Annotated in this window: 25 protein-coding genes; 13 read left to right on the top strand and 12 right to left on the bottom strand. The window is 52.5% G+C overall.

The window, feature by feature from the left end; all coding sequences use genetic code 11:
* Positions 1 to 37: 37 nt before the first annotated feature.
* The 3 genes from DBY66_RS04815 to DBY66_RS04825 form a co-directional block, all read right to left on the bottom strand.
* Positions 38 to 1,348: an MFS transporter gene (locus DBY66_RS04815; protein WP_071668114.1), complete on the bottom strand. Its 1,311-nt coding sequence runs from the start codon at positions 1,346 to 1,348 to the stop codon at positions 38 to 40.
* A 111-nt stretch (positions 1,349 to 1,459) separates the two neighbouring features.
* Positions 1,460 to 2,059 (bottom strand): NTP transferase domain-containing protein, encoded by a 600-nt coding sequence (locus DBY66_RS04820; RefSeq protein WP_108569798.1) that lies wholly within the window; start codon positions 2,057 to 2,059, stop codon positions 1,460 to 1,462.
* A 54-nt stretch (positions 2,060 to 2,113) separates the two neighbouring features.
* Positions 2,114 to 3,490 carry an aldehyde dehydrogenase family protein gene (locus tag DBY66_RS04825; RefSeq protein WP_071668116.1) on the bottom strand — a complete coding sequence of 459 codons (1,377 nt, stop codon included), beginning with the start codon at positions 3,488 to 3,490 and terminating at the stop codon, positions 2,114 to 2,116.
* A gap of 397 nt (positions 3,491 to 3,887) precedes the next feature.
* On the opposite strand from DBY66_RS04825, the gene DBY66_RS04830 reads away from it, so the two are divergent.
* The 5 genes from DBY66_RS04830 to DBY66_RS04850 all read left to right on the top strand — a co-directional run bounded on the left by DBY66_RS04830 (position 3,888) and on the right by DBY66_RS04850 (position 10,457).
* Positions 3,888 to 4,823 carry a RepB family plasmid replication initiator protein gene (locus DBY66_RS04830; RefSeq protein WP_040113754.1) on the top strand — a complete coding sequence of 312 codons (936 nt, stop codon included), beginning with the start codon at positions 3,888 to 3,890 and terminating at the stop codon, positions 4,821 to 4,823.
* 1,026 nt (positions 4,824 to 5,849) lie between these two features.
* The gene (locus DBY66_RS04835) at positions 5,850 to 7,049 is read left to right on the top strand and encodes an AAA family ATPase (RefSeq protein ID WP_071668117.1); all 1,200 of its coding nucleotides are present in this window, start codon (positions 5,850 to 5,852) and stop codon (positions 7,047 to 7,049) included.
* Between the two features lie 7 nt (positions 7,050 to 7,056).
* The gene (locus tag DBY66_RS04840; RefSeq protein ID WP_108569797.1) at positions 7,057 to 8,028 is read left to right on the top strand and encodes a ParB family protein; all 972 of its coding nucleotides are present in this window, start codon (positions 7,057 to 7,059) and stop codon (positions 8,026 to 8,028) included.
* Between the two features lie 258 nt (positions 8,029 to 8,286).
* The gene (locus tag DBY66_RS04845) at positions 8,287 to 9,393 is read left to right on the top strand and encodes an ABC transporter substrate-binding protein (protein WP_071668119.1); all 1,107 of its coding nucleotides are present in this window, start codon (positions 8,287 to 8,289) and stop codon (positions 9,391 to 9,393) included.
* A gap of 242 nt (positions 9,394 to 9,635) precedes the next feature.
* Entirely contained in the window at positions 9,636 to 10,457 is an 822-nt protein-coding gene (locus DBY66_RS04850; RefSeq protein WP_071668120.1) for a Cof-type HAD-IIB family hydrolase, read from the top strand.
* Positions 10,458 to 10,491: 34 nt separating this feature from the next.
* Here DBY66_RS04850 and DBY66_RS04855 read toward each other — a convergent pair whose 3' ends face one another.
* Complete coding sequence (locus DBY66_RS04855; RefSeq protein WP_040113764.1) at positions 10,492 to 10,893, bottom strand: helix-turn-helix domain-containing protein; 402 nt, start codon at positions 10,891 to 10,893, stop codon at positions 10,492 to 10,494.
* A 108-nt stretch (positions 10,894 to 11,001) separates the two neighbouring features.
* Here DBY66_RS04855 and DBY66_RS04860 point away from each other — a divergent pair, with 108 nt between their 5' ends.
* Both DBY66_RS04860 and DBY66_RS04865 read left to right on the top strand, forming a co-directional pair.
* Positions 11,002 to 12,051, top strand: coding sequence for an NAD(P)-dependent alcohol dehydrogenase (locus tag DBY66_RS04860; protein WP_108569796.1), 1,050 nt, complete (start codon positions 11,002 to 11,004; stop codon positions 12,049 to 12,051).
* A 343-nt stretch (positions 12,052 to 12,394) separates the two neighbouring features.
* Positions 12,395 to 13,450: a diguanylate cyclase gene (locus DBY66_RS04865; RefSeq protein ID WP_108569795.1), complete on the top strand. Its 1,056-nt coding sequence runs from the start codon at positions 12,395 to 12,397 to the stop codon at positions 13,448 to 13,450.
* A gap of 21 nt (positions 13,451 to 13,471) precedes the next feature.
* On the opposite strand, the gene DBY66_RS04870 is transcribed toward DBY66_RS04865, so the two are convergent.
* The 4 genes from DBY66_RS04870 to hpxD all read right to left on the bottom strand — a co-directional run bounded on the left by DBY66_RS04870 (position 13,472) and on the right by hpxD (position 16,901).
* Positions 13,472 to 13,738, bottom strand: a complete 267-nt coding sequence (locus tag DBY66_RS04870; protein ID WP_040113772.1) for a DksA/TraR family C4-type zinc finger protein — start codon at positions 13,736 to 13,738, stop codon at positions 13,472 to 13,474.
* Positions 13,739 to 14,252: 514 nt separating this feature from the next.
* Positions 14,253 to 14,456: a general stress protein gene (locus DBY66_RS04875; RefSeq protein ID WP_040113773.1), complete on the bottom strand. Its 204-nt coding sequence runs from the start codon at positions 14,454 to 14,456 to the stop codon at positions 14,253 to 14,255.
* A 435-nt stretch (positions 14,457 to 14,891) separates the two neighbouring features.
* On the bottom strand, positions 14,892 to 15,860 hold the full coding sequence (locus DBY66_RS04880; protein ID WP_108569794.1) for a PDR/VanB family oxidoreductase: 969 nt from the start codon (positions 15,858 to 15,860) through the stop codon (positions 14,892 to 14,894).
* Positions 15,861 to 15,869: 9 nt separating this feature from the next.
* A complete protein-coding gene (gene hpxD, locus DBY66_RS04885; protein WP_071668124.1) occupies positions 15,870 to 16,901 on the bottom strand; it encodes a molybdenum cofactor-independent xanthine hydroxylase subunit HpxD in 1,032 nt (343 codons plus the stop codon).
* A gap of 133 nt (positions 16,902 to 17,034) precedes the next feature.
* Here hpxD and DBY66_RS04890 point away from each other — a divergent pair, with 133 nt between their 5' ends.
* Positions 17,035 to 17,949 carry a LysR family transcriptional regulator gene (locus DBY66_RS04890; RefSeq protein ID WP_040113783.1) on the top strand — a complete coding sequence of 305 codons (915 nt, stop codon included), beginning with the start codon at positions 17,035 to 17,037 and terminating at the stop codon, positions 17,947 to 17,949.
* On the opposite strand, the gene map is transcribed toward DBY66_RS04890, so the two are convergent.
* Positions 17,946 to 18,731, bottom strand: a complete 786-nt coding sequence (map, locus tag DBY66_RS04895) for a type I methionyl aminopeptidase (protein ID WP_071668125.1) — start codon at positions 18,729 to 18,731, stop codon at positions 17,946 to 17,948. The two genes, DBY66_RS04890 and map, sit on opposite strands and share 4 nt — an antisense overlap.
* The gene (locus DBY66_RS04900) at positions 18,725 to 18,970 is read right to left on the bottom strand and encodes a ParD-like family protein (protein ID WP_040113787.1); all 246 of its coding nucleotides are present in this window, start codon (positions 18,968 to 18,970) and stop codon (positions 18,725 to 18,727) included. The genes map and DBY66_RS04900 overlap by 7 nt, the downstream gene beginning before the upstream one ends.
* Before the next feature lie 349 nt (positions 18,971 to 19,319).
* Between DBY66_RS04900 and DBY66_RS04905 the strand changes: the two genes are divergently transcribed.
* Positions 19,320 to 19,556: a hypothetical protein gene (locus DBY66_RS04905; protein ID WP_071668126.1), complete on the top strand. Its 237-nt coding sequence runs from the start codon at positions 19,320 to 19,322 to the stop codon at positions 19,554 to 19,556.
* 28 nt (positions 19,557 to 19,584) lie between these two features.
* Here the strand turns inward: DBY66_RS04905 and DBY66_RS04910 are convergent, their stop codons facing one another.
* Together DBY66_RS04910 and DBY66_RS04915 are read right to left on the bottom strand one after the other, a co-directional pair.
* A complete protein-coding gene (locus DBY66_RS04910) occupies positions 19,585 to 19,785 on the bottom strand; it encodes a hypothetical protein (protein ID WP_071668127.1) in 201 nt (66 codons plus the stop codon).
* 91 nt (positions 19,786 to 19,876) lie between these two features.
* On the bottom strand, positions 19,877 to 20,365 hold the full coding sequence (locus DBY66_RS04915; RefSeq protein ID WP_071668128.1) for a MarR family transcriptional regulator: 489 nt from the start codon (positions 20,363 to 20,365) through the stop codon (positions 19,877 to 19,879).
* 163 nt (positions 20,366 to 20,528) lie between these two features.
* Between DBY66_RS04915 and DBY66_RS04920 the strand changes: the two genes are divergently transcribed.
* From DBY66_RS04920 to DBY66_RS04935, 4 genes are all read left to right on the top strand, one after another.
* Positions 20,529 to 21,206 carry an SOS response-associated peptidase family protein gene (locus tag DBY66_RS04920; RefSeq protein ID WP_104085746.1) on the top strand — a complete coding sequence of 226 codons (678 nt, stop codon included), beginning with the start codon at positions 20,529 to 20,531 and terminating at the stop codon, positions 21,204 to 21,206.
* A 78-nt stretch (positions 21,207 to 21,284) separates the two neighbouring features.
* The gene (locus DBY66_RS17990; protein ID WP_108569893.1) at positions 21,285 to 21,545 is read left to right on the top strand and encodes a hypothetical protein; all 261 of its coding nucleotides are present in this window, start codon (positions 21,285 to 21,287) and stop codon (positions 21,543 to 21,545) included.
* A gap of 121 nt (positions 21,546 to 21,666) precedes the next feature.
* Positions 21,667 to 22,515 carry a glyoxalase III HchA gene (gene hchA, locus DBY66_RS04930; protein WP_108569792.1) on the top strand — a complete coding sequence of 283 codons (849 nt, stop codon included), beginning with the start codon at positions 21,667 to 21,669 and terminating at the stop codon, positions 22,513 to 22,515.
* Positions 22,516 to 22,974: 459 nt separating this feature from the next.
* Positions 22,975 to 24,903: a methyl-accepting chemotaxis protein gene (locus DBY66_RS04935; RefSeq protein ID WP_040113798.1), complete on the top strand. Its 1,929-nt coding sequence runs from the start codon at positions 22,975 to 22,977 to the stop codon at positions 24,901 to 24,903.
* Positions 24,904 to 25,108 lie beyond the last annotated feature (205 nt).

The raw sequence follows: 25,108 nt of genomic DNA on the forward strand, positions 1-25,108 counted from the left end.
AGTAAAGCGCGCCCGTAACAGGCGCGCTTTATGGCGATCAGCGATTGACCAGTTTTGCCGGCAGTGCCAGTACCAGCAGGCAGCTGAGCAATAAACAGGCAGCAAACAGCCACAGCGCTCCGTCGCTGCTGCCGGTCATATCCAGCGCAATTCCCATAACAGAATTACTGACCAGGCCTGCAATATTGGCAATTGAGCAGGCGAGCGCAAAACCTGCGGCGGCGGCAGTACCGGTCAGAAAGGTTGCGGGCAGGCTGAAGAAAACCGGCACGGCACCAATAATCATCGCCTGCGCAATGGAAAATAGCAGCACGGTTACAGCCACATTACTGCTCCAGAAGGGCGCGCAGGCCATTGCGGCTGCACCGATGATAAAAGGAACAATAATATGCCAGCGGCGTTCGCGCAGCCTGTCTGAGCTGGCTCCAATCAGCAGCATGCCAGCCAGCGCGGCCAGACTTGGGACCGCCGTAAGATAACCAATCGTGGTGAGATCGGTGGAGCCTGCTTTTTTCAGCAGCGTCGGTAACCAGAAGCCCATTGCGTAAGCGCTGAGCAGTATGGAGAAATCGATTCCGCCCAGCATCACCACCCGCAGATTAAGCAGGCCATCCCGCAGCCGGTGTTTCGCTTCAGCAGCTTCGCCCGCATCGCTGCGGAGTTCATCAGCAATGACCTGTTTTTCCTGAACGCTAAGCCAGGATGCCTCTGCCGGGCCATCCGGCAGCATTCGCAGCGTCATCAGCCCCAGCAGAATACTCGGCAGGCCCTCCAGCAGAAACAGCCACTGCCAGCCATGCAGCCCGTGCAGTTTGTCGAAGTGCGTCATGATCCAGCCTGATAGAGGGCCGCCGATGATGCTGGAAAGTGGCAGACCCAGCATAAACAGCGCAATAATGCGGCCGCGTCGCCATGAGGGAAACCAGCGGGTCAGATAAAACAGCACGCCCGGCAGAAACCCTGCTTCTGCCACGCCCAGTAAAAAGCGGATCGTATAGAACTGACCGGGAGTTTTTACCAGCAGGGTTAACGCCGAGAGCACTCCCCAGCTGATCATGATCCGCGCGATCCAGATCCGTGCGCCGGTGCGTTGCAGAAACAGGTTGCTTGGCACTTCAAACAGAATGTAACCCACAAAAAACAGACCCGCACCCAGACCAAACGCCGTTTCGCTTAGCGCTAAGTCGCTTGCCATCTGCAGCTTGGCAAAACCAATATTAATGCGATCCAGGTAGGCTGCCAGATAACACAGGCAGAGAAACGGGATCAGTTTTAACGTTATTTTTCGATAGATGGCGGCACTTTCCCGCCGCGACTGGATTACTGAAGGATCGGCTACTGCGCTCATCACTCTCTCCGCGTACCATGACTCTGAACAGGGACGGTCAACCGGGTAGTGTGTCACCCGTTCGCATAAATATGACCGCGCGAGAGTAGCGGTAATTATCACCCTGCGCCACTACTTCCTGCGGCGGGCGAGCGGCGTGGCGGTAACGGGGAGATCGGCGTCGCGGATCACGCCAGTGTGTCCCTGCAAACGCAGCAGGCGCGCGGTATCAAGCAGCGAGCGGGCGCCGCTGTCCCCTTTTAACTCACTAAGTGCCGGGCCATATTCTGCCGCAAAGCCTACCGGGTGGCCGGGTTTGTTCTGCCAGCAAAAACGGGCCTGGGAGGCCCCTTCGGAGAGTGCGCCGGCGATACGCTGATGATCTTCTGCAGTAACCCATGCCATATCGCCGGGCTGAATCAGCCAGCCAGACCAGTGCGGCACAGCGCGAACGGCAGCGGCAATCGTCTCGCCACTGCCTGCACTGCTGACACACAGCACCGGTATCGCCTGCGCGGCAGCCAGCGCCCGTATCGCGGTATATTCAGGTCGCGTTACCAGCAGAAGCGGCAGCCCGCTGCGTTGTGCTGCATGCAGCGTCATACCGAGCACAGGATGGGGTGTTCCGGTGCTGTCAGGCAAGAGGGCAAGCAGCTTATTGCCTTTTCCGCCCGCCTGCTGAAAACGTGCTCCCTGCCCTGCTGCAAGGATGATAATGCCCGGACTTTTCATGTTGCTGGCTACCTGAAAATCGTGAGGCGCACAGTATTGCGCGCCTCAGGGCAGTTAGCGACGGTTTTTCCATACTGTCTGGATATTGCAGAACTCGTGTACGCCAAAACTGGAGAGCTCACGGCCATAGCCGCTCTTTTTAACGCCGCCAATCGCGACGCGCGGATCGGATGCGCCGTTGCCGTTGATAAATACCGCTCCTGTTTCCAGCCGCTCTGCCAGCCAGCTGGTCACCGACTCATCGCGGCTCCAGACGGTGGCACTCAGACCGAAATCGCTGTTGTTAGCCAGCGCAAGGGCGTGTTCTGCATTACGCGCCGTAGTGATTGCCGCGACCGGGCCAAATATTTCCTGCTGAAATGCTGTCATCTCCGGCGTCACATCAGCCAGAATGGTAGGGGCATAGTAATTTCCTTCCCCCTCAATTTTATGACCGCCCAGCACCAGACGTGCGCCCTCTTTGAGCGTTTGCTGCACCTGCCCATCCAGTTCATCACGCAGATCGTAGCGTGCCATCGGACCGATAAAGGTCTGCTCATCAAGCGGATCGCCAATTTTCAGTGCGGCTACGGCCTGGCTGAAACGCGCTTCAAACTCGGCGGCGATACTCTCTTCGATGATAAAGCGCTTCGCTGCCATGCATACCTGTCCGGTATTCTGATAGCGGCCCACCACGGCTGAAGCGACAGCAGCGTCAAGATCTGCGTCGGCCAGTACGATGAAAGGATCGGCACCGCCCAGCTCCAGTACTGTTTTCTTCAGTACCGCACCGGCCTGTGCTGCGATAGCGGCGCCTGCGCGTACGCTCCCGGTGACTGCAACGGCTGCAACGCGTGAATCGCTGATTGCTGCTGAAACGCCGTCGTTATCCGTATTGATAACGGTAAAAGCACCGTGCGGCAGTTCTGTTGCCTCAAACAGTTCAGCCATCAGATAAGCTGATCCCATTACGCTGGGTGCATGTTTTAACAGATAGGTATTGCCGGCAAGCAGCATGCTGACAGCGCCACGCAGCACCTGCCAGTAAGGAAAATTCCACGGCATCACAGCCAGTATGACGCCCAGTGGTCTGAATGACTGCCACGCCTGCTGACCTTCTACCGGAGCTGGTTTATCAGCAATCATGGCCGGGCCATGTTCGGCATACCAGTCACATAAGCTGGCACATTTCAGGACTTCTGCACGTGCCTGGGCAACAGGTTTACCCATTTCCCGTGTTGCCATAGTGGCCAGTTCATCCTGACGCTGACGCAGCTGTTCACCCAGCTGGCGCAGTACCTTCACACGCTGTTCAATCGTTGTATTACGCCACAGCTCAGCGGCTTCAGCGCTTTGTGCAAGAGAGCGATCAAGTTCCTCAGCGGTCTGGAGTGGATACGTTGCGAGAATGGCACCCGTTGCAGGATTACGTGAAATCACATGGTCAGTCATCAGAATTCCTCAGTACATTGCTGTTGATCGTGCCTGTTACGATACGCCCGATTACTATTGATATAAAATGAATAATATTGAGCAAGTTGTTCTCTAATTGAAATCAACTAAGAGCGGGTCTCTATAGTGGGATCCTGAGTTATCCACTTATACATAAACCAGATCCCAATAAGAGATCATAAAGAGATCAAAGATAGATCCTAAGAGATCCCCGATCGTCGCAGGCCGCACCACACAAGGCCTCAAAGGGTGATCATGTTCACTATAATCAGTAAAGCATTCACTGTAATCAGTGCTATATTCACTGTACTCTGTGGAATATTCACTATAATCAGTGCTAATGTTCACTGTAATCAGAAAACGATCCCTTTCATCCACAAAATGAAGATCTCATGCCATGGCAGACAAAGAGAGTAAAAACAAGGCGTTACTGGAACCTTTTCTGTCGGTGACAAAAAACAGTGGCGAAGTTATCCAGCTCCATCCTAACAAGAATAATACTGTCCAGCCTGTGGCACTGATGCGTCTGGGATTGTTTGTTCCCACCCTTAAATCCACTGCTCGCGGCAAATCCGGGGCTATGGCCTCCACTGATGCGACCAAAGAGCTGAAAAACCTCTCGCTGGTAAAAGCGGAAGGGTATGAGAAGATCACCATAACCGGTGCCAGACTGGATATGGATAACGATTTCAAAACCTGGGCAGGGATTATTCAATCTTTCTCCCGTTATCCGACCAAAGGCGACACGGTCACGCTACCTTTTATCGATTTCGTTAAGATGTGTGGTATTCCGTCAGCGAACTCCTCTGCAGCCCTGCGCAGGCGCCTGGATGCCTCATTACGGCGCATTGCAACCAATACGCTCTCTTTTGAAGGTAACGGCAAGGCTTATCATACTCACCTTGTACAATCTGCCTATTACGATCGGGAAAAAGATCTGGTTCGCATTCAGGCCGATCCGAAGCTGTTTGAGTTATATAACTTTGATCACAAGGTTCTGCTTCAGTTGCGGGCCATTTCGCGCCTGAAACGTAAAGAGTCTGCTCAGGCGCTCTATACCTATCTGGAAAGCCTTCCTGTTAATCCGGCCCCTATCTCGCTGGCGCGACTGCGTATGCGTCTTAACCTGGGATCGAAAACCACCACGCAGAACCATGTGGTGCGGCGTGCTATGGAGCAGCTGAAAGAGATAGGCTATCTCGACTATTCCGAGATTAAGCGTGGACGTTCCGTGTTTTTCATCATCCATAGCAGGACGCCCAAGCTGGATGGTATCGGAAATCTGGAGAGCATCGACGTGCTGGATGAGATCGAGTTTGACGACGAGTCGTGATGTTCACTGTAATCAGCAAAACATCTTTTCCCGCCGCTGTGCCGTATCAGCCGTGCAGCGCTACTCTGCTCCTTAATGTTCCCCATGCAGGCTGGCTGTTCACTGTAATCAGTAACGTTCACTGTAAACAGCAGGCTTCTTTAGCCAGGCTGGGAACAATCAGGCACGGTATGCACCAGACGTGGCATAAATTGATAGTAAGCACTAACATATCTTTTCAGGCAGCTTAATCCCGCTCTGTTTGCTGATTACAGTGAACGCCTGCTAACCCTCTGCCCTGCCCTGCTGTGACCACTGTATAGAGTACACAGTTGCTGTTCACTGTAATCAGCAGAGGGCCAGATAGCGTTACGACAGCTGAAAGCAATACCTTTTACGGCCCGCTCTATTGCCCAGGCCGCCTGCGGACCTGTCTGCTGATTATAGTGAACGCTGCCAGCGATAAGACGGGCCGTTACTGACTACAGTGAATGTGGCCAGGCTTTACTGCAGTGAGAGCGGGCATCCGCTACTGATTACAGTGAACGTGCTGCGTATAGACGATCCAGGCGCCGGTGATACTAAACGACCGCGTTCTGTGGCTCTCCTGATTACAGTGAACGTTACAGCCAGAGAGAGGCTAATTTGCCGGAGAATGCTGACTACAGTGAATGCTGCCGAAGAGGGTCTCCTCTGTTTTTAACAGCTGACTATTGACTACAGTGAACGTGCAGAGAGATACCGGCCAGAGCCTGCTTCACACAGCGTGTTTGCAGCAGCCTGCAGTGAATCTTTTACTGATTACAGTGAACGCTGCGCCCTCATTTACTGATTACAGTGAATCTTTGGACTTCCGACTTATATCTGAACGACTGCAACTTTACGTTTGCTGATTACAGTGAACGTTTAGCGGCTACTGATTACAGTGAATGCTGCGGGCAATACATTCTGCAGGCATAATTAAGCATTCCGGTTTACAGGATAAGTAATTGCCTTATGTGCAGGATTTAAGTATAAAGTCATAAATCCTACATGTGTGGAGCAGGTATGGCTAATGATGAGAAGCAGATTCTGAAGGTTGCTCAACGTTCAGAAAGAATGCTGATGAGTCTCACCGAGCAGATTCAGGCGCAAAAAGAAGAACTCAAAGAAAATACGTTTTATCAGGTCTATGCGAAAGCCGCGCTGGCTAAACTGCCAAAACTGACGCGCGCCAGCGTTGATTATGCGGTCAATGAGATGGAAGAAAATGGCTACGTGTTTGATAAACGCGCTGCCGGCAGCTCCACCAAATATGCGATGTCGATTGAAAACATTGTCGATATCTACCATCACCGGGGCGTACCTAAATATCGCGATCGCCACGCGGAAGCCTATACCCTCTTCGTTGGCAATCTGAAAGGTGGCGTCTCCAAAACGGTCTCAACCGTCTCGCTGGCACATGCGCTGCGGGCGCATCCACATCTGCTGTTTGAAGATTTACGTATTCTGGTCATCGATCTGGATCCGCAATCTTCGGCCACCATGTTTCTGAATCATGAACGTTCAGTGGGTCTGGTAGAAGCCACTGCTGCCCAGGCGATGCTGCAGAATGTCAGCGGCGAAGAGCTGAAAAGCGACTTTATTGTGCCCTCAATCATCCCGGGCGTGGATGTACTGCCCGCTTCAATTGATGATGCGTTTATCGCTTCACGCTGGGAGGAGCTTTGTCATGAACACCTGCCAGGGCAGAACGTGCACGCTGTGCTGTATGAAAACGTTGTGGCAAAGCTCAAAAAAGATTATGACTTCATTTTTATTGATAGCGGCCCGCATCTGGATGCGTTTCTCAAAAATGCGATTGCTGCTTCTGATTTGCTGATGACGCCCGTTCCGCCTGCGCAGGTCGATTTTCATTCGACGCTCAAATACCTTACCCGACTGCCTGAGCTGGTAGAGATTATTGAAGCCTCAGGGGCTGAATGCCGGCTGCAGGGCAATATCGGCTTTATGTCGAAACTCTCCAACAAAGCCGATCATAAGATGTGCCACAGCCTGGCTAAAGAGATTTTCGGTGGCGATATGCTGGACGCGGCGCTGCCGCGGCTTGACGGATTTGAGCGCTGCGGTGAGTCGTTTGATACGGTGATTTCAGCTAACCCTTCTACCTATGTGGGCAGCAGTGAGGCACTGAAAAACGCGCGATCGGCTGCAGAGGATTTTGCCAAAGCCGTATTTGACCGTATTGAATTTATTCGTTTGAACTGAGGTTAAGATGAGCGCAAAACGCATTACTATTGGCCGTACTTTCAGCCAGTCACCTCTGCAAAATGAACACACTGCTGCAGAACATACGCAAACGTTTGTGCTGAATACCGGCAAACGCGCGCTGTTCTCACTTCAGCACGTCTCTGCCCGCGATGTGGAAGCAAAGACTTTTGTCGTGCAGGAGACCAACGGTCGCGACCAGTCTGGCCTGACGCCAGAATCGCTGCGTGACATCATTCGTACGATCAAACTGCAGCAGTTTTTTCCCGCCATCGGGGTAAAGCGCGGTGAGCGCATTGAAGTACTTGATGGCTCCCGCCGTCGCGCTGCCGCGCTGTTCTGCAAAACGGGTCTGAGCATACTGGTGACTGATGAGGATATCTCTGCCGAAGAAGCACGTCGCCTGGCTCAGGATATTCAGACTGCGCGTGAGCATAATTTGCGTGAAGTAGGTCTGCGCCTGCTGGCTCTAAAGCAGAGTGGCCTGTCGCAAAAAGAGATTGCTGAGCAACAGGGACTGTCACAGGCTAAAGTGACACGCGCCTTACAGGCCGCGAGTGTGCCGGCTGAACTGATCATGCTGTTTCCTAACCATGCTGAACTCGCCTATCCGGACTATAAGCTGCTGCTGCAGGCATGTGAAAGGCTTCAGGAGAAGCAACAGAGCATAACCACGCTGGTAGAGACTATCAGCGCGGATATTGATGAGATTGCCTCTGAAGATGGCCTGGCTGAAGATGAAGTGAAGAATGCCATTTTGCGTCTGGTGCGCAATGGCAGTAACGCACTGCTTGAGGCTCCGGGAAAAGAGAAAGTCGTGACGACGTCGCTCTGGGACTTTGCTGACAAAGATCGCTTTGCCCGGAAAAAATCCAAAGGGCGCACCTTCAGTTATGAATTTAATCGCCAGCCTAAAGAGCTACAGGATGAGCTGGATAAGGTCATCAGCAGCACGCTTGCTAAATATCTGAAGCAGTAACCATACCGCCTGCGGGCGGTTTATTTGCTTTCGCCACCCCTTTTTCACGCCTAAGTGATTGTCAGTTATAGATTTGAGCTAAAAATTTCAGCCTGAAATCGCCACTGTTTCAGGCTGTTTTACGTAACAAAAGAGAGCCTTTATCCGGCAGGATGACGCATTCCGTTACAACCGCACCCGCACGGACCCTGCTCCGGCTTTACCAGTTATGATAAATTAGATGATAATAATTACTATTCAGTAACGAACGGAGTTCAAATGAAAGTTATTTGCGGCGTGGCGCTGAGCCTGGGTGTGGCTTTATCAGCGTCAGCCACCACCTATCCACTGACCATCACCGATCTGGATGGACAGCAACATACGTTTTCTAAAGAGCCTCGCCATATTATTTTACAGGATGGGCGTGATGTACTGACGCTGGCTCTGCTCGATCGTGATAATCCTTTTGAACGCGTTGTAGCCTGGAATAACCTGCCTAAAAAACAGGATACGCAAACCTGGGAAATGCTGAAAGCACGCTGGCCGCAGGCGGAAAAAATTGTTGATATGGGATTCAACGATCAGGGTCAGGTCAACCTTGAAAGCGTGCTGGCGCAGCAGCCGGATGTGATGATTGCACAGTTACGTGCAAAACCGGCGTTGATCCAGTCTGGTGTGGTCAGGACGCTTGAAAATCTGCACATCCCGGTTGTGTTTGTAGACTATGAACTGCACCCGGCGCAGAACACAGCTAAAAGTGTTTCTCTGCTTGGGCAGATCCTTAACCGCGAAGAGCAGGCCCGGGACTATACAACTTTCTATCAGCAAAAAATGTCCGCTATTACGAATAAAGTCAGCGGCATTGAAAAGAAACCCACGGTGTTTATCGAGCCTATTGCCGGCAACAGCGATAACTGCTGTTTTACGCACAGTCATAACGGCTGGGGCGGACTGGTCGAAGCGGTAGGAGGCAAAAATATCGGTTCTGCACTTTTACCAGGCAACTCAGGTTTTGTTTCGCTGGAAAAAATCATCGCGATGAAGCCTGATGTCTATATCATGACCGGTTCTAAACGGCCTAACAGCAACGTGTTACCGTTTGGCTATGGGGTTAAGCCTCAGGAGGTCACTGCAACCTTCCAGACCCTGACGCGCCGTACCGGCGTGGCACAGATTGAGCCGGTGAAGCAGAACCGGGCTTATGGTATCTATCACCATTTCTACAACCATCCGTGGAATATCATCGGCATGGAAATCCTGGCGAAAGATCTCTATCCGCAGCAGTTTGCCGCGCTGAATCCGGTTGCCGATTATCACCAGCTGGTTAAAACCTTCACGCATCTGCCAGATGACGCTATTACCCTGAGCTATCCTGACAATAACTGATTGAGCCGGGCGGCCTTAATGCGCCGCCGGCAACCTTCTTTGCCTGGCATCTTCCGCTGTGCAACTCATCTTATTCACTGTAATCAGTAAACCATACAGATGCTCCGCGTCTGCCAGCGAGAAATCTCTGAAAGCAGTGAACATCGTCACTATTAACATTCTCATTAATCCACGTCGCGAGTAAGCTTATACTCTATAACAGGCCGGACGGGCTGACGGCAGATTCTATATGGGAGAGAGTAATGGCAGTTAAGATGATTGCAGTAGATATGGATGGCACCTTCCTTGATGATAACAAGCACTATAATCAGCAGCGTTTTGCCCGCCAGTACGCACTGCTCAAAGAGAAAGGGATCCGCTTTGTTGTTGCCAGCGGCAATCAGTATTATCAGCTGCAACACTATTTTCCTGATATCAAGGATGAGATCGCGTTTGTTGCTGAAAACGGCGCCTGGGTCTCAGACTGCAATGAGGAACTGTTTTGCGGAGAGCTGGCGCCTGAGCGGGTAGAGCAGATCCTGACTATCCTGGCGAAAGAGCCTGATATCAGCGTCGTGGTCTGCGGTCGTAACAGCGCCTATGTGCACACCTCTATGCCTGAACATGTAGTGAATAAACTCAGCAATCACTATCGCCGGCTGGAAAAGCGCGACGATTTGAGCAGCATCGACGACACCATTTTTAAATTCTCATTAAATCTGGAGCACGAAGGCGTTGAGGCGCTGATGTCGCGGTTGCATCATGAGCTGAGCGCAATTGAAAACATCATGCATCCGGTCTCCAGCGGATTCGGCTTTATTGACCTGATTATTCCTGGCTGTCATAAAGCGCACGGCATTGCCATGCTGCAGCAAAAATGGGGCATTGATGATTGTGAGGTGCTGGCGATTGGCGACAGCGCAAATGATATCGAGATGTTGCGACAGGCCTGCTACAGCTTTGCCATGGATAACGCTGCCCCGTCGGTTGCGGCAGTCGCCCGCTATCGTACGCAGAACAATAACGAAGAGGGCGCACTCAACGTTATTGCGCGCCTGCTGGCCCGGGAAACGCCGTTTAACTAAGTCTGACCTGACAGAGCCGCCCGCGGCGGCTCTGTTACTCCTCTGACTCAGCTTTAAGCCGGGCAGCGTGCAGATTAGCCTCCATACTATCCAGCGCGGCCTGGTTCTTAAGCCCCCACGTATACATCTCCTCCACCGGTCGGGCAAATGTCATTCCCAGCGGGGTGAGCCGGTAGTCGACTTTAGCGGGCGTAACGTCATATTCTCGTCGTTCAACCAGGCCGCGCTGTTCCAGCGCTTTTAGCGTCTGAAACAGCATTTTTTTTGATATGCCCTGCAGGCTGCGCTGCAGCTCGCCGGTTCTGGCACAGTGATCTGGCCAGTGATAAAGTGCATGCAGCACCATCGTGCTCCATTTGACAGAGAACAGCTCCAGCAGTCTGCGCGGAGGTGAATCCGCATAAAAGACCAGTTTACCCTCTTCCCAGGCTGGCATGCCTGACTCCTTATAAGGTCACCGTTTGGTGCCTACTGTTAATTCTTTTTAGCATTCACTATAGTCTGCCGCCTCTCAGCTTATTAAGCCATCTTTGCCGGAGGCACAATGAAAATCAATGCACTGGTTGCACATAATGCAACCGCACCCCTGACGTCCGATAGCGTCGCTCTGCGCCCGCTGCAAAAACAGGATGTCAAAATTGAGATCCTCTATTGCGGCGTCTGCCATTCTGATCTGCACATGGCGCGTAATGAATGGGGCGTCAGCCGCTATCCGCTGGTACCGGGACATGAGATTGTTGGCCGGGTAACGGAGGCGGGCAGTGAAGTCAGCAAATTCAGGCCAGGCGATCTGGTTGGCGTTGGCGTAATGGTGGATTCCTGCCGGACCTGCCATTTCTGTCAGCAGCATGAAGAGCAATATTGTGAAGCGGGTTTTACCGCGACCTATAACGGGACCGACAAGTACACCGGCGGCACCACCTGGGGAGGATACGCTGAGAGCGTAATTGTCGATGAGCACTTCGTGGTCGCCGTTCCGCAAAATCTGCCACCAGCCGGGGTAGCACCGCTTCTCTGCGCCGGGGTTACGGTCTGGTCGCCATTACGCCATTTCAATGTTAAAGCAGGCGACCGTGTGGGCGTGGTTGGACTGGGCGGACTTGGACACATGGCGGTTAAGCTGGCCAGCGCAATGGGGGCAGACGTCACTCTGTTTACCACTTCTGCCGCCAAGCGCGACGATGCACTGCGCCTGGGGGCCAGTCGGGTAGTGGTATCTCGCAATGAGGAGGAGATGGCAGCCTGCCAGACTTCGCTGGATATCATCATCAATTGCGTGGCAGCTCCGCACGACCTTAATCCCTATCTTGCCACGCTGAAAACCAATGGACGTATGGTGCTGGTAGGTATTCCTGATCGGCCACATATTTCGCCGGATATCACCCCAATGGTTTTCCGCAGGCTGAGCATCACTGGCTCTTCAATCGGCAGCGTACAGGAAACGCAGGAGATGCTCGATTTCTGCGGCCAGCATAATATTGTGGCGGATATCGAGACTATTACCGGGGATGAGATAGAACAGGCATTTGAGCATATGCTACGCGGCGATGTGCACTATCGCTTTGTCATCGATATGCAAGCGACTCAATGGTAAGTCTATGATTAACAGCGATTTCAGCCTGAAATCGCCAACAGAGGCTCTTCAGGTGACATGTTAAACGATGTAATCTGAAAAAAATAATCTCTTAAGCCGGGCTTTACTGGCAGTCTGAATAGTGCAGCATTTATTTCAGGCTGTCAGATTTATCCAGCTTATCTGTTTGATAAGTATAATTATTTTATCAATGAAAGGATGATGGTAAAAACAGCCGATGTGCGCCAGCGTAATTACATAAGCACGGTAACTTCAATCGATAAGGGGGAAGCGTCAAAATAATTCGCTGTCTGCGCCTTTTTCCCGATAAACTGCAGTTCCTGTTGATCAGATTTATCTTAGAATGAACTATTACACCCCCGATGATGATCATCTGAAAAAACGATCGAGACGTTTCGTCCGGCGCATGTTTTTTATGCGTCAGCTCGGTACTGTACTCTGTTTCTTTCCTATTCTTTCCGTGCTGCTCGATACGCAGCGCGAGCTGTTCTACAGTGCTTTACTGTTCATTAATGCCTTTGCCTGGCCGTGGCTTGCCTGCCAGCGTGCACTGCGCGCTGAAGATCCGACCAGCGCTGAACGTAACAACCTTACGCTCGATGCCGCTTTTGGCGGGATATGGGTGGCGCTGATGTCGCTCACTCCGGTGCCCTCGGTGATTATCATGGCCGTACTGGCCTCAGATCGCTATGCGGCGGGAGGCAGTACGCTTCTCATCTCCGCTATTAAAGCGTTTATAGTGGCTTTCCTGTCGGTGTGGATACTCGATGGTGCACGGATAGAGAGAGCCTTTACGACGCAGACGGTGTGGCTGACGCTGCCGCTCGCCAGCTGTTACATGCTGGCGCTGAGTATCGCTTCTTATAATCTGACCTGGCAGCTGCGCAAGCGTAATCGCGAACTGGAGCGCGTAGCTCTGATGGATCCGGGCCTGCAGATCCCTAACCGACGGCTATTTGAACGACGGCTGGAGAGTGAGTTTTTAAGTACGCGGCGTGGCGACAGTAACGGCTATCTGCTGCTGCTGGATCTGGACCATTTCAAGGCCGTCAATGACACCTGGGGGCATGAAGCCGGAGACTTTCTGCTGGCAGAAATTTCCGCTCTGCTGCGCAACTATGTCGGTATTCAGGATATACCCGCGCGTCTGGGAGGTGATGAGCTAAGCGTTATTGTTCACCATGCCAGTGATGAAACCGTGGTTGCTCTCGCCAGGCGACTGCGTGAAAAAATAGCGCAGGTTGCTTTGCCTGCCGCTCCTGATTTTCACTGCACGGTTAGCATCGGTATCGCTCCTGCGAGCAGCGCTGATTCTCTGCGCGACTGGCTGCGCCATGCGGATGAGGCCCTCTATCAGGTAAAGCGGGCAGGGCGTAACGACGTTCTGCTCTGGAGCTGAGTAACACAAGTCTGCGCCAGGCTAACGCAGCTGGCTGTCTTTACTGCCCCGGCGATTATAACCGCTACTGCTGGCTTCTTTCTTATCCAGTTCAGACTGACACTGGATACAGTAGCGTACGCCGGGCAGTGCCGCGCGACGTGCTTCGGGTATCGGTTCTCCACACTCATCACAGAAGCGTGCACTGTCACCCTGCTTAAGATGACTTCGCGCCCGGGCGATAGCATCATCAACCGTCGCATCAATCTGTTTCTGGACTGCGCCATCTTCCGACCAGCCACCTGCCATAAAGCCCCCTTATCGTTGATGAATATTAACTATAGTCAGCGGTGATGCACGCGTCGCACTTTGCGTGCGGTTGCAGTCATCCCTCATTGCTGCCTCCTCAGCCGAAATGCCTGCCATTTGCGCAGGCAACGATAAGATGCATCATCAATACAATTTTTCTTTAATAAATATAGAGTTAGGGCGTTTATTATTTTAAATGCGTTGTAATATGGATTTATATTTTAATAAAAGTGTACAAAGGGCTGAGCGTTGTACAAATATATCCAGTCATGTTGCTGGTTAATAAAAAAGCCAATTATAAATCAGCCAGAAAATATAGAACGCTTGTTTTGTTAATAAAGCGAAGCGGTAAAAAAAGGGTATCGATCAAGTTTTAATCGAAAATTCTTCTCCGAATGAAAAAATAACTCTCCTGACAGGTCGATTCTTTCGCGTAAGCGAAGCGTAAACGATGTCAGGAGAGTGTCATTTTCAGAATTAAATGAAGTGCAGAGATATCGGGCTCTGTATAAGTTTACTTACGACGGCTGATCTTCCCTCCTTTTCTGCCCGCTTCAATAGCCCGTTCAGGATCGTTTCTGAAGTTGCCACCGCTGACCTGGCCGCCCTTGCGGCCTGCCTCGGCAGCACGTTCTTTGTTAGCAGCAAAGTTACCTGCACCACCGCGGCGTGGTTTGGTTTTTTCAGCTTCTTCCGGGTTATTGCTGGAATCCTGCATTTTTTCCTCTCTGTTCATGCTGACTTGTGGCAAAAATAAATGTAGCGCTGTTTTTACCATGTTCAAGACAGAATTTATCCTGACTTTTTAATTTACGACGGGTCGTTTGTTTAAGTAAGAATCGATCTTAAGCGATTCTGTTATCTTAATCTTACGCAGGTGAATAGTTAGCATTTTACTTTGATAAAGGAAAGCGTTCTTTGCGTCCTGAAAAGGTTTAATGAAAAGTTGTGACAATTAGCCGGGCACAGCATTACGTCATGCAATAAAAGGGTGCAGGTATTCATTTGCGCTTCGTTTATTTTTTTCGTGACAGAGTATTGAGGACCGGAACATAAGCCGGGACTAAAAATAGACAGAAAATGATAGATGATAACAGGCGTGTTTATCGGGGCAGGGGAGGCCAGGCTGCTGGCCGGGTCAGCAGCCGGCTGTTCAGAGATCGATTGTCAGGCTGACGGTATGGCTGCGGGAGCAGCAGAGTGCAATACACTGGGAGGGCGCCGCTTTTTCTTTGTCAGACTGAACCGTATCGCGATGGTCCGGCTGGCCTTCAGTAACAGGTGTCAGACAGGCTCCGCACATACCCATTTCACATGACAGCGCAACCTCCACACCCTGTTCAGTCAGCACTGCTGCAATGGAACGGTCCGGCGGAACCAGCCAGCTTCTGCCCGATCGCGCCAGGGTTATAGTGAACGCTGCGCCTTGCTCAGTTACCTGCTGCGGTGCAGCTGCTTTAAATGCCTCTGTATGAATCATCTCAGGAGGCCAGCCGCAGGTTTCAGCCTGAAGCTGCAGATGGGACATTAAAGGCAGCGGACCACAGAGATAGATATGTGCGCCGGGCTGATAGCGAGCGATACTCTCAGGCTGATGAGTGCGGGCGCTGACACCCTCACTGCTGTACCAGATGTGACAAACGCCGTGCGCAAAATTCTGGTTCAGGAGTGCTGCAAACGCCTCATCGCCCCGCTCTCTGAGATAATAGTGCAGTTCAAACGCCTGGCCTGCTGCCTCCAGCGCCTGTGCCATCACAGAAAGCGGAGTAATGCCGATGCCTGCGGCCAGCAGGATAACCTTCCTGGCAGCGACCAGCGGAAAAAGATTACGTGGCGGAGAAATAGCAAGCTGCATGCCCGGGCGCAGCGTTTCATGTATGTAGCGCGACCCACCGCGCGACTCAGCCTCAAGCGCCACGCAAATTTCATAGCAGTCACGTCTGTTTTCCGCTCCGGTCAGTGAATATTGCCGGATCATTCCCGGCTGCAGATGCACATCAATGTGCGCACCTGCCTGCCATGCGGGCAGCAATTGCCCGTCTGTCGTCATCAGCCTGACGCTCAGGTTACGGCGGCCCTGACGCCAGATGCCGTCTGTCACCACATTAATCAGTTCGTTCATTGCCGCCCCTCACACCAGAAAAAATTCACCAAATCCCATACGTTTTAGCCCGCGCCGGTAGGCCACTGAACTGCGATCGGCCGGAATATGCGCCTCCAGCGTAAGATCCAGCGGCAGACGTTCAGGGCGCTGGGTCTCCACCATCAGCCGATCCTCCTCAAAAACGCGCAGGTTAAAGGCGTGCACCTCTTCCGGAGGAATGTGCAGATCAAAGTTGCGTGCGATAGGCGCAAACATGCGCGTCTGGCGGGCTGAAACCGGAGAGGCCGCATTCATGATTGTCAGGCGGGCGTCGCCAGGGAAGAAAATGGTCAGCGTGGCCGTAAAGGGCAGATGCATCTCAAAACGTCGCAGCCACTCAAAGCCGTCGGGCGCCTGCTGCGGGCTGCCGGCAGCAAAATTACTGACGGTACTCCAGTAGTCCACGCTAAAGCCGTAGTCGGTTTCAACCGGGTTATATGCCGGCACCAGCTGGTTAGCCGCATCGGCAAAGGTGTCCGTATGCACCCAGGCAAAATGCGCGACGTCCAGAAAGCCCTCTACCTGGCGGCCGGCAAAGCCTGCGACATCAAATCCAGGGCAGTTGATTTGCTGAAACCCGCTGTCATCCCAGTGCGGCATCGTCGGCAGTTTTGCCGGCTGTTCACTGTCGGGCGCCAGACAAACCCAGATCAGTCCAAAACGTTCCGTCACGGCATAAGAGGTAAGATGCAGTTTGGCAGGCACCGGCTGGTCCGGACTCGATGGAATACGGTTACACCGGCCATTTTCCCCAAAACGCAGGCCGTGATAGGGACAGATAATGCCCTCATCATCATGGAAACCCAGCGTCAGCGGTACGCCACGATGTGGACAGATATCACGTGCGGCCACAACGTCCCCCTTAATCCGATACAGCACCAGCTGTTCATCCAGCAGAGTCGCCTTCACCGGCGCGCTGCTGATATCGCCGCTGCGCGCAACAGGATGCCAGTGGCGCGCAAGGCGCAGCCAGTCTTCGGGATCAAAAGTGCAGTGGGCGGGCGGTGTCGGACCGGACATAGTTATCTCCTGATAATCAGTTCACACAGCGTGATAAACATAATGTTTGTCAGGACATTGTTATTACGCTTCTGTGTTACGATCCATCGCTAAGATTACAGTCTGCTGTTGCAAAAAAGTGTACAGGTGCACGATGAGCCCATTCTCCCGCTTCGCTCTCTATTTTACCGAAGTCGCCCGCAGCGGCAGCCTGCGCAAAGCGGCAGAAAAGCTGCACGTGTCGGCCTCTGCGATCAACCGGCAAATTTTGCAGGCAGAGGCCGCCTTTAACACGCCGCTGTTTGAGCGTCTGCCTGAGGGTCTGCGTATGACCACTGCCGGAGAGTTGCTCTACAGCGATCTCACGCGCTGGCAGCGCGAATTTCGCGTTACGCGTCAGCGGTTCGATGAGATACAGGGGCTAAAACGCGGCAATGTCACTCTGGGAATGGTGCAGTCTCTGACCCGGGGCCGGATAGCTGAACGAATAGCGGCAATGGCGCAGACGCACCTCTGGCTGAATCTGACGCTTACCGTTGATAACAGCCAGCGCATCAGCCAGCTTATCCGGCAATCTGAAATCGATTTTGGTCTGATCCTCGACCCGGATGGGCAGAGCGGCCTTAATGTACTGGCTTTTGCCGAACTGGAAATGGGCGTGGTGATGAACAACCGGCATCCGCTCAGCACCCGTGACGCTGTCTCGCTCAGTGAACTGAGTCACGAGCGGCATATTCTGCCGGGCGACTCACTGGTTGTTCATGAGCGCGTCGCTGCGCTCTATCACCGGCAGGGATTCCAGCCTGAAAATGTAATCGGCTGTAATGATATACGGCTTATCCATACGCTGGTGGCGCAGAACAGCGGTATCTGTGTGCTGAGCCTGCTGGATGTCATGACTGAGGTTGAACAGGGTGAGTTAAGCTTCGTACCGCTCAGGCACAGCGTTATGCGCCCCCTGACGCTGGCCTTATGCACCGCACCGTCGCGACAGCTTTCGCGCGCGGCGCAGATGCTGATTCAGCAGATGACAGAGGTGATTGACGCGATGAGTGTCACTCAGCGCTAAACCGGAGAGTAGCTGCCGGTGCCATCCGGCCAGGGTGTAAGAAGATCAAAGCCGTTATCCGTAACCGCAACGGTATGCTCCCACTGCGCGGAGAGGGAACGATCTTTGGTCACTACCGTCCAGCCATCACTCAATACGCTGGTTGCCGCTTTGCCGGCGTTGATCATGGGCTCAATAGTAAAGATCATGCCGGGTTCCAGCGCCAGGCCTTTACCGGCCGTACCATAATGAAGCACCTGTGGTTCATCATGATAGATCCGTCCGGTGCCATGACCGCAATACTCGCGCACAACCGAGAACCCTGCGCCTTCAGCTACCCGCTGGATGGCTGCACCGATATCGCCCAGCGTGGCGCCGGGTTTAACCACGTTGATACCCGCTACCATGGCATCATATGTGATATCCACCAGTCGTCTGGCACGAACTGAAGGCTGGCCCACAAAGTACATGCGACTGGTATCGCCATACCAGCCCTCTTTGATGACCGCGACATCAATATTAATGATATCGCCCTCTTTCAGTCGTTTCGGGCCGGGGATACCGTGGCAGACTACATGATTAACTGACGTGCAGACCGTGCGGGTATAGCCGTGATAGCCGATATTTGCCGGCGTGATGTTTAAAACATCAACGATATAATCGTGACAGAGACGATCCAGTTCGTCGGTGCTGATACCCGGCTTCACATGAGGTCCAATCATCGCCAGTACGGCAGCAGCGGCCTGGCCCGCGGCGCGCGCCTGTTCAATTTCAGCGGCATTATGGAGCGTAATATTCACGATGCTTTCTCCTGAGTCAGAAAGAGAGGATGATTTAAGAGTGCGGCCAGGTCGCTGCCCCCGTCGCGCTCTATGCGCATCAGCAGCCGGACCAGCGCCTGATGATCTTTGTCAGGATAGAGTTCCGCCAGCATGCCCATTTTCATCCAGTGCTCCGCCTGTGCGTTGACTGAACGGCTCAATGCTCCGCTGGCGATACGCAGATTTTCGTGCATCAGATCGGAAATTTTCACAATGCCCATCGCTGTGCCTTATATGTTGTGTATATGAAACATATACTACCCGCAATAAAGAAAGAAACAAGGTGCCTGCAGCGAATACAACAAAGCTGCAGCCGTTAAGGCAGCGATAAAACGCACATCAGGCCCGATAGTTGTTTACTCTTTATCCTGAAACGAGCCTCTCAGAGATGCAGTAAAAAATTTCAAGTGTCGGGTTAACGTTTTATTATTCATGGGGTTAGAGAGAGGGGAGGGCTCTGGTCCGATGTTACTGACGGATTGTTTCTGAATGGACATAAATTTTGTAGTATCTTTTTAGCGGTATGAAAAGCCCTTTCTCCAGATGTAAACTGACCCGGCGACCGCAAATATGAACAAAGCAGATGATAGTGAATGGGTAGACATAGTAATAGGCGAGGCGGTAATGGCCCTCTTCAGTGAGGAGTTACCCGTCTCTTATGATGCTTTGCTCAGCAAATTGCAGGAGATGCTGGCAGCAGAGAAGAGCGCCGCAAAAACCCGTTCACTGTTTTTTGCCATCCGGGAAATTCAGGGAGCAGAGCACCCGGCGATCAACGTGGCATCAAATGAACAGATTTTGCACTAAGCGTTGAGGCGTGCCAGGCCGTCATAGCTTATTGCTTTTTAGCTGTCAGGGCGCGTGCAGCGCTCGCGTAGATCTCTTTCATCCCATCCAGCGCCTCTTTTTCCTGCTGGCGCAGACGCGTCAGAATGTTATCCGTACTCAAAGGCTGCCCGGACTTACGCAAAAACGAGACGGCGCGTCCGATGACGGCATGAATAGCACTGTTGTTATCCAAAACGCTGAGTTTCACGCTCTATCCCTCTGCCTGTTTCTCTGATATTCATGGCTGCCACTACATACTCTGCACAGTTTGATTCCTGAGCAGAACACTTTATTTGCGCTCAGGGCAGCGCCCGATGCAGCTTCTCCCGCAGGGCTGCCACTCTTACGGTAAGGTCGTGTAACTCTTCATAGGGGGTATCCATCACCGATATCATATCGGCGGGCACGCCGGCGGCTTTGCCTTTAAGCTGCAGCCCTTCATGCGTCAGAAAAATGCGTACCCGGCGTTCGTCTCCTCCCGCATCACGTTTGCGTAAAATAAAACCGGCCGCTTCAAGTCTCTTCAGCAGCTGGCTGAGCGTGCCGGAGTCCAGCCGCACACGTGCGCCAACCTCCGATACTGTCACCTCATCTTTTTCCCACAGCGCCAGTAAAACCAGATACTGGGGATAGGTAAGCCCAAGCGGTTTTAGTCTGGACTGATAAAGCTTGGTCATCGCCAGCGATGCAGAGTAGAGCGCAAAACAGAGAAACTGGTCGACGGTGACCGGTGCATCAGAAAGCGCACCATCATGCTCACCGCTTTGATCATTTATATCAGTACACATTCACAATCCATTTTAGTGAGCTGGCCGGCAGGGAAAACGCACGCTGCGTCCGGGCAGCCACAAGTATTGAATCAAATTAAATTGATGTCAATGTAACCTGGCACAAACGCTGTCGCCGTCGCGGGTCTGGCAAACTGGCCTATGCTTACAGCCGGAGGCCGATATGTGTGGACGATTCGCGCAGTACAGCAGCAGAGATGACTATTTTATGGCGCTGGGTATTGCGCCGGACGAAATCCAGTACGATCCGTTGCCCATCGGGCGCTACAACGTTGCGCCTGGTACCCGGGTATTACTGCTCAGCGAACGCGAAGAGGCGCTGCAGCTGGATCCGGTCTACTGGGGATATGGACCAGAGTGGTGGCATAAGCAGCCTTTGATTAATGCCCGCAGCGAAACCGCGGCCAGCGGCCGGATGTTTAAGCCTCTCTGGGAACAGGGCCGGGCGATAGTGCCGGCTGATGGCTGGTTTGAGTGGAAAAAAGAGAAGGGGAGAAAACAGCCGTTCTTTATTTATCACCAGCGTAAAACGCCGCTGTTTTTTGCTGCCATCGGTAAGGCGCCGTTTAATCACGTTCAGGGGCATGAAGGCTTTGTCATCGTGACCGCCGCCAGCAATAAAGGCATGGTCGATATCCACGATCGCCGCCCGCTGGTTCTGACCGCAGAAGGCGTTCATGAATGGCTGAGCAGCAGCACCTCTGCGCGTCGCGCGCAGGAGATTGCTCATGAAGCTGCTGAGCCGGAAGAGGCATTCTGCTGGCATGCGGTGACCACGCGGGTAGGCAGCGTACGTCAGCAGGATGCTGAGCTGATTGAAGAGATCGTGCCGGAAAAGTAGTGGCTGATACATTTTATCTATTGAAATGAAAACCGGTGTCCGGTTGCAGCCAGCGGTATGCCATTCAATAATCGAAGCATGACAACTTATCGCGTTAGAGTCGGGTATCATAACCCGTCAGCCCTGACTTTCAGGCAACTTGATGAACTGCTGGAGCCGCAGCGTTTCTGGCGTACTGCTACTCACACCAGTCGCTTCCGGTACTATATGGAGTATGAGTATGAATCTGACGTACGTGACCTGTGCGCAGTCTGCGCGCTGGCTTACTCTCACGCCTGCCGCGTGCGGCGGTGTCCGCTGGTATTAGTTGAGGAAATGTCTGCCGCTGTGACGCAATAAGTTGTGCGTACCGATGTTCTCTGCGGCGCAACAGGCGCAGCGGCATTCAGAATTGGCTCAGTGAGCCAGGCCGTTTTTTTACCTACGCTTCTTTCTGTATTTATTCACAGAGGAAGCATAAATGACGAACGAACTCAGCAGGAAACCCGTTGCCGATCGTGCCGAGGCAGACGCATTTTTCCCCTCCGACTACTCGCGCGATCGGTTTACCTCTCCTCTATCCAATCTGGAGGGCGCAGACTATCCGGCGCCCGGCGACGGAAGCAAAAAAATTCTGGTCCTGTGTGCTGATGAACGCTATCTGCCGCTGGAGAACGATACGCTGTTTTCAACCGGCAATCATCCGGTGGAAACGCTGCTGCCGATGTATCACCTGCATCAGGCGGGCTTCGGTATCGACATTGCAACGCTCTCTGGTCAGATTGCAAAGTTTGAACACTGGGCCATGCCCGGAGAGGATGAAGCGGTAATACAATTCTATCAGCGCTACCAGTCAGCCTTCCGCTCTCCGCTCAGGCTGGCAGATGTGTTAGCGTCCCTCTCTCCTCATAGCGACTACGCGGCAGTGTTTATCCCGGGCGGGCATGGCGCGCTGATCGGCTTACCGGAGAGTAAAGAGGTGGCGACATTGCTTCGCTGGACGCTGGAAAACGACCGCTATCTGATCTCACTCTGTCACGGCCCGGCGGCGTTTCTTTCACTCGCCGGGTCCGACAATCCGCTGGCTGGCTATGAAATCTGTGCTTTCCCTGATGCCATTGATAAGCAGACGCCGGACATAGGCTATATGCCAGGCCATCTTACCTGGTACTTCGGTGAGAAGCTGCGCGCAATGGGTCTTCATATTATCAATGAAGATATCAAAGGTACGGTACATCGCGATCGCAATGTTATAACGGGCGACAGCCCTTATGCTGCAAATGCGTTAGGCAAACTTGCTGCAGAAACGTTGCTGAAAGCTTACGGTTAAGGCGTCTGATTTCCCACGCCCTGACAGGCATCTTTGTCAGGGCTGATATTTCTTCCTGATTAAAATTTAAATCGTAAACGTATTTCTCTGTTTCATTTTTTATAAAAAATAAGCTGTTTATCGGCGAGGTTAGCTAAAACTTTAGCACTTTATTATAATATAAGCTTTTCCGATATATAACGAGCCAGGGTGTTTTTGACATACCTGCTTTAACTTTTATCTTGTTGTTATTAAATGATTTATGTTTATTTGGCTTTGGCAGTTACGCAAGAATATATCGTCAATACACTTCCTGTAAAATAACCCTGAGCAATCTATAATTTTTCACTTCATCAGTGCCTGCAATAACCGGCAGGCCCGGATGCAGAGTGGCTATCTCATGGATGAGCAGATTGCACCGTTTAATAACAATAATTTTTATTCAGAATTGCTCACTTAAGGCTCACCCAGGAATATTGCATGAAAAAGATACTTAACACGATTAATTTGCCAGCGAAGTTTATTTTGCTGGGACTGTTTGCTCTCGGGCTGTTTATATTTCCAACCTGTCTGTTTATTCAAAGCGGGAACCAGGCCATTGATGCAAAAAAGCTTGAGCTTACCGGCATACCGGTTGAAAAGAAGATGCTGTCACTGATTAACCTGGTCCAGCGCCATCGGGCAGAAAGCGCTATTGCTATTGCGAGTGACGATCCAGCCCGAGCGTCACGCGTGGCGCTGGCAGAGGAGGCCGATGCGCTCTACAGCGGTGTAGTGACTGTACTGGGCGATAACGCGGAGGCTGCGCAACCGCTGGCGCGTTTGAATAAAGCTGACGGCGAGTGGAAAAAACTGCAGGCAGAGTTGGGCAATAAGCAGCTTTCGCTGGAAGCGAGCCTCAGCCAGCACGCCAGTCTGATTCAGACATTGTTAATAGCCAATCAGGACATCCTGGATTTTTACGGCTTGTCACTGGACAGCGACTTAAATACTTATCAGCTTATTGTCAGCATTTTCAACCGGTTGCCGCTATTAACAGAAACCCTCGGGCAGATCAGAGCAAGCGGCACATCGCTGATTGCGTCTGGCATGGGCGCATCAGAGGCAACGCTCAGCCAGATGGACTTCCGGCTGCAAAACGGCAACGTAGCGCTGGAGCAGTTCAGCAACAATATGGATAAAGTTTTTACTATTGAACCGGCGCTAAAAGCGCTGTTTGCCAGCGGAGAGACCACCGCCGTGCAGCAGGCGCAGGATGCACTGGCGCTGGCCAATACTGTTTTTGTATCCAAAACCAAAACCGTCACGCCGGCAGAATATGTCCGGGTATTCACTGAGGCGATCAATCAATTTGCCACACTGGGAACACAGAGCGCCGATCGGCTTTCGGTTATGCTTAGCCAGCAGATTGATGCACGCCGTCATGCGCAATATAGCCTGCTGGGCGTACTGTTCGCGGTGGCGTTACTGGCTGTCTGGGTTGCCGTTATGATATCCCGCTCGATTACGCGCCCGGTGGAAGAAGCCGTTAATGCTGCCCGTCGCGTGGCAGAGGGCGACCTGACGTGTCCGGTTAACATTACCGGCAGCAATGAAATGGGGCAGCTGCTGCAATCATTGCAGTATATGCAGCAGCATCTTGCCGGGCTGGTCTCAGATATCAAGGAGAGCGCGCTGACGATCGCTTCATCCTCTGAAGAGATCGCAAACGGCAATGGAAATCTCTCCGCCCGGACTGAAGAGCAGGCCGCATCGCTGGCAGAGACCGCCGCCAGCATGGAGCAGATGGCATCCATTATCAGTCAGAATGCTGAAAATACCCATCACGCCACGACCATGGCAGAAGCGGCAACGCAGGCTTCATCGCTCAGCGGAGAGGCGATGTCGTCAGTGATGGACACCATGGGGCGTATCCGGGGCAGCTCGGCCAAAATTGAAGAGATCACCAGCGTTATCGACAGTATCGCTTTCCAGACAAACATTCTGGCCCTCAATGCGGCAGTAGAGGCAGCCAGAGCAGGGGAATCGGGTAAAGGCTTTGCCGTGGTCGCAGCAGAAGTGCGCTCGCTGGCGCAGCGTTCCGCTTCTGCTGCCAAAGAGATTAAAGAGCTGATTGCGCACTCGGTCAGCCACGCCGAAGAGGGAATGGTGATGGCCAGAAATGCCGGTGACAAAGTGAAACAGAGCGTAGATGCTATTGGACAGACGGCGCAGCTTATCCGCGATATCTCTGCCTCCTCTCAGGAGCAGAGCAGCGGGATTTCGCAAATTAATATCGCAGTAAACCAGATGGATCAGGTGACACAGCAGAACGCAGCGCTGGTTGAAGAGTCAGCCTCTTCAGCAGGCGATCTCGCAGAACGCGCCTCGCGTCTGCGTCAGCTGGTGGCTGTTTTCCACACGGCGTAATCTTTGCGACGATGCGGGCGCGTCCCGCATCTGCTCGCGCAGTAAAAAAGCAGAGAATCGTTGCGAACCAACACGATTTGTCAAAAAACTTGTCTGCAGCGGATTACAATCCCACCCCGTTTCGCTTATTTACTGCGCTTCTGTATGATTCTGAAAAAAGGCGATTTTGTGCACTTTTGCTGGTTTTTACTGGAAACGTAGCTTT

The organism is Pantoea sp. RIT413, from assembly GCF_003057675.2.
Lineage (GTDB): Bacteria > Pseudomonadota > Gammaproteobacteria > Enterobacterales > Enterobacteriaceae > Pantoea > Pantoea eucrina.

Excerpts from the sequence above, each read along its gene's own strand:
- DBY66_RS04815 (WP_071668114.1), bottom strand. The coding sequence starts at position 1,348 with ATGAGCGCAGTAGCCGATCCTTCAGTAATCCAGTCGCGGCGGGAAAGT.
- DBY66_RS04820 (WP_108569798.1), bottom strand. The coding sequence starts at position 2,059 with ATGAAAAGTCCGGGCATTATCATCCTTGCAGCAGGGCAGGGAGCACGT.
- DBY66_RS04825 (WP_071668116.1), bottom strand. The coding sequence starts at position 3,490 with ATGACTGACCATGTGATTTCACGTAATCCTGCAACGGGTGCCATTCTC.
- DBY66_RS04830 (WP_040113754.1), top strand. The coding sequence starts at position 3,888 with ATGGCAGACAAAGAGAGTAAAAACAAGGCGTTACTGGAACCTTTTCTG.
- DBY66_RS04835 (WP_071668117.1), top strand. The coding sequence starts at position 5,850 with ATGGCTAATGATGAGAAGCAGATTCTGAAGGTTGCTCAACGTTCAGAA.
- DBY66_RS04840 (WP_108569797.1), top strand. The coding sequence starts at position 7,057 with ATGAGCGCAAAACGCATTACTATTGGCCGTACTTTCAGCCAGTCACCT.
- DBY66_RS04845 (WP_071668119.1), top strand. The coding sequence starts at position 8,287 with ATGAAAGTTATTTGCGGCGTGGCGCTGAGCCTGGGTGTGGCTTTATCA.
- DBY66_RS04850 (WP_071668120.1), top strand. The coding sequence starts at position 9,636 with ATGGCAGTTAAGATGATTGCAGTAGATATGGATGGCACCTTCCTTGAT.
- DBY66_RS04855 (WP_040113764.1), bottom strand. The coding sequence starts at position 10,893 with ATGCCAGCCTGGGAAGAGGGTAAACTGGTCTTTTATGCGGATTCACCT.
- DBY66_RS04860 (WP_108569796.1), top strand. The coding sequence starts at position 11,002 with ATGAAAATCAATGCACTGGTTGCACATAATGCAACCGCACCCCTGACG.
- DBY66_RS04865 (WP_108569795.1), top strand. The coding sequence starts at position 12,395 with ATGAACTATTACACCCCCGATGATGATCATCTGAAAAAACGATCGAGA.
- DBY66_RS04870 (WP_040113772.1), bottom strand. The coding sequence starts at position 13,738 with ATGGCAGGTGGCTGGTCGGAAGATGGCGCAGTCCAGAAACAGATTGAT.
- DBY66_RS04875 (WP_040113773.1), bottom strand. The coding sequence starts at position 14,456 with ATGCAGGATTCCAGCAATAACCCGGAAGAAGCTGAAAAAACCAAACCA.
- DBY66_RS04880 (WP_108569794.1), bottom strand. The coding sequence starts at position 15,860 with ATGAACGAACTGATTAATGTGGTGACAGACGGCATCTGGCGTCAGGGC.
- hpxD (WP_071668124.1), bottom strand. The coding sequence starts at position 16,901 with ATGTCCGGTCCGACACCGCCCGCCCACTGCACTTTTGATCCCGAAGAC.
- DBY66_RS04890 (WP_040113783.1), top strand. The coding sequence starts at position 17,035 with ATGAGCCCATTCTCCCGCTTCGCTCTCTATTTTACCGAAGTCGCCCGC.
- DBY66_RS04900 (WP_040113787.1), bottom strand. The coding sequence starts at position 18,970 with ATGGGCATTGTGAAAATTTCCGATCTGATGCACGAAAATCTGCGTATC.
- DBY66_RS04905 (WP_071668126.1), top strand. The coding sequence starts at position 19,320 with ATGAACAAAGCAGATGATAGTGAATGGGTAGACATAGTAATAGGCGAG.
- DBY66_RS04915 (WP_071668128.1), bottom strand. The coding sequence starts at position 20,365 with ATGTGTACTGATATAAATGATCAAAGCGGTGAGCATGATGGTGCGCTT.
- DBY66_RS04920 (WP_104085746.1), top strand. The coding sequence starts at position 20,529 with ATGTGTGGACGATTCGCGCAGTACAGCAGCAGAGATGACTATTTTATG.
- DBY66_RS17990 (WP_108569893.1), top strand. The coding sequence starts at position 21,285 with ATGACAACTTATCGCGTTAGAGTCGGGTATCATAACCCGTCAGCCCTG.
- hchA (WP_108569792.1), top strand. The coding sequence starts at position 21,667 with ATGACGAACGAACTCAGCAGGAAACCCGTTGCCGATCGTGCCGAGGCA.
- DBY66_RS04935 (WP_040113798.1), top strand. The coding sequence starts at position 22,975 with ATGAAAAAGATACTTAACACGATTAATTTGCCAGCGAAGTTTATTTTG.